Source organism: Pedobacter antarcticus, assembly GCF_900103515.1.
GTDB lineage: Bacteria > Bacteroidota > Bacteroidia > Sphingobacteriales > Sphingobacteriaceae > Pedobacter > Pedobacter antarcticus.
Genome location: NZ_FNGZ01000022.1, coordinates 1 through 1,786, shown reverse-complemented (window position 1 = coordinate 1,786; position 1,786 = coordinate 1). Strand labels below are relative to the sequence as shown.

At 37.8% G+C, this 1,786-nt stretch carries 2 pseudogenes; both read left to right on the top strand.

Features of this window, described 5'->3' with window-relative positions:
* Positions 1-676: 676 nt before the first annotated feature.
* Positions 677-775, top strand: a pseudogene (locus tag BLR53_RS20370) (Rpn family recombination-promoting nuclease/putative transposase); the annotation flags it as partial.
* A 202-nt stretch (positions 776-977) separates the two neighbouring features.
* Positions 978-1,151, top strand: a pseudogene (locus BLR53_RS20365) (PD-(D/E)XK nuclease family transposase); the annotation flags it as partial.
* Positions 1,152-1,786: the final 635 nt, after the last annotated feature.

Below are 1,786 nucleotides of genomic sequence, written 5' to 3'. Positions count from 1 at the left end.
TTGTAAACTATAGTCAGTAAAATCACAAATAAAAGTAAACACTAGTCAGTAATTAGCTTTTTTAATGTAAACTAATCTCAGTATAGGACAGGTATAAGATAAAGGCACTATCGTTCATAGTTTCCTTTGTTATTCTTCGGGGTTGCTATACCGTTGCCATACCCTTGGTATACCTTTCCTTTACCCAATGGGTATACCAAGGGTATGGCAACGGTATGGCAACGGTATACCAAGGGTATATCAACACGGTATACTAGTCAGCTGATTATAAAGTAAAATTCCTTGGATATAAAGGCTGGAGAATGACAGGTGTCTTTTTTCACTAATGAAGGTCGCAGCACAATCCTCGGATATATTCTAAAGCTATCTGAATTTTGAAACTTTCTGATTCGGGAGAAACTACCCCGCATTTAACTTCACTTGGATGTTTTCTTTTTTACTCATTTTCTCCCTTCAAGAACTTTTTTATGTAAACTCATAGCAGGAACCGACAACATCCTGTTTAAAAATGCCATCTGTTTAATAAAATGCATGAATGGAAAGAAATGCCCTGATAAACGTATAATATGATTCGTCTTAACAGGTTGCTTCTTTTTGGGATTACATTTTCAGCTCTTTAAAAAGCATTTATGGGAATTCCTGATAATGAACGGATCTATATGACCCTCTAACCGATTTTGGGTTTCAGCGGATCTTTGGTTCCGCACAGGATAAGGCATTGCTTATTGCTTTTTTGAGCAAGGTATTTAGAGGAAATAAGCAGATTGCCAATTAGTTTTTCAGCAGCAGGAGTTTCAGGGTGAAACTAAAGAGGAAGGAACTGTGATTTTTGATCTGTTGTTTTGTACCGATAAGGGAAACAGATCTCGTTGGGATACGGCGAAGGAGGTAGAAGATTTTTTAGCGGTTTTTGTTTTATCTAAGACACCTGATTTGCAATGTCGTATACTCTACCAGACTGATGTTTACACCATTTTTGTCTGAGTGACCGTTACAGCGGAAATTTTTGTTATGAGGATTTTGTGCTGTTGTTTATTGAATTGCTTGAGTTTAATAAGCAGCAGGAGGAACTGGGAAGCGATTTGAATCGCTGGCTGTATGTACTAAAACATATCAGTACACTAGAAAAATTTCCTGTATTTTCTGAATAAGCCTGTTTTTCAGTGACTGGTTGACATAGCTTCTTATGTTAATTTCTCTAAAAATGAGAAAGCAATGTACGATATCGATTTAAGACTAAGTCGGATGAGGAGGGGGCAAGATTGCTATTCGTTTTGATTTGGAATGCGAACGGAAGGAAAGGCTTCAACAGGGGATAGGAATTGTTGTTCAGGAGGGTTTAGTGAAAGTTCAGCTGAAAAGGCTTTAAAGTGTGTCTTCGCTGCCATCTTATATTAATGTCCCATATTACCATATATATATACTATAGGTGATTTTGTTGAGTTGATAATCAGTTCCTGATCCTGCCGTCACTTACATAGTCTCTGGCTATGTTTAAGAAGCTTGTTCTTTATGCCGGTTTGTCCGGATTTGCTGGATTTCGGACCTTCAATCCTAATGCTGCAAATAGTTGATTATTTTTCTGACTGAACAACAGTGTTTTAGCGGGATTATACAAATAAGTCAGTGATATTGTTTGGTGGTAGGGATAATTTTCCTACTTTTGCAACCCGCTTCGGAGGAAGGGAAACGTGAGAAGGCAAGAGAAAAAGAGAAGGAATTGAAAGGATGTAAAGGAAGGTTTTAGAAGGCCGGCTTGGGGAGATTGAAAGATCGCCTGTTTGCT